Annotated in this window: 1 protein-coding gene; it reads right to left on the bottom strand. The window is 67.7% G+C overall.

All coding sequences use genetic code 11. From position 1 onward, the window contains the following. The coding region (locus AC1DWF_RS33915) for an Nramp family divalent metal transporter (RefSeq protein ID WP_476842878.1) at positions 1 to 759 on the bottom strand (759 nt) is incomplete at both ends.

Raw genomic sequence — 759 nt, 5'->3', positions numbered from 1 at the left:
CACCAGCAGTTGCGCCGTGCCGCTGGCCCCATAGTGCCAGGTGACGATCACCGCCGGCACGATGGCGACCAGCCGCGTGACGAGCCGCCGCAGCACCGGCGGTAGCCGGAAGTGCAGAAACCCCTCCATCACGACCTGCCCCGCGAGGGTCGCCGTGACGGTGGCATTCAGCCCGCACAGAAGCAGCGCCAGGGCGAAGAGCGTCGCCGCCAGCCCGCTGCCCAGCAGCGGCGCGATGAGGTGGTAGGCGTCGCCGATCTCGGCGATCTCGGTATTGCCCGTGGTGTGGAAGACCGAGGCCGCCGTGATGAGGATCGCCGAGTTGATGAAGAGCGCGATGGTCAGCGCGATGCTGCTGTCGATCGTGGCGTAGCGGATGGCCTCGCGCTTGCTGCCCTCGTCCGGCGCCCAGGCGCGCGACTGCACGACCGCCGTGTGGAGGTACAGGTTGTGCGGCATGACCGTGGCGCCGATGATGCCCATGGCGATGTAGAGCTGTGTCTGGTTGGTCACGATCGAGACGGCGGGGATATAGCCGCGCAGCACGTCGCCCCAGACGGGGTTGGACAGCGCGAGCTGTAYGGCGAAGCAGCCGAAGATCAGCGCGATCATCCCGAAGACCAAGGCTTCCAGCCAGCGCACGCCCTTGTTCTGCAGCCAGAGCATCAGGAAGGCGTCGAGCGCGGTCAGCAGCACGCCATAGAGCAGGGGGATGCCGAAGAGCAGCTCCAGCGCGATGGCCGTGCCGATGAGCTCGGC

It is taken from the genome of Aminobacter sp. P4_D5 (assembly GCF_056401815.1).
Note: the sequence above shows the minus strand (reverse complement) of the source record. Positions and strands in the feature narration are given on the sequence as shown.